Below are 216 nucleotides of genomic sequence, written 5' to 3'. Positions count from 1 at the left end.
CCACGGTTCAACGGTTCATGCGTCAACAAAATGAACAGTATCGCTGGCGATCACCAGAAGACCGACGGTCATTTGAAATGGCTCATGCTAATGATATGTGGCAGATCGACACGTCCTATGGGCCTTATTTGTATGATGAAAAGGGGAAAAATCCGAAAAGGCTGTATATCATTGCGGCCATTGATGATGCCAGTCGCCTGATTGTCGGACAGGGTC

The 216-nt window shown here is 47.7% G+C and carries 1 pseudogene; it reads left to right on the top strand.

Going from position 1 to position 216, the window contains the following annotated elements:
* Positions 1–216, top strand: a pseudogene (locus ACYQ2O_RS13940) (IS481-like element ISGur11 family transposase); the annotation flags it as partial.

The sequence above is a fragment of the Alkalibacterium sp. m-11 genome, assembly GCF_054658155.1.
This window is presented reverse-complemented; position numbering and strand designations above follow the sequence as displayed.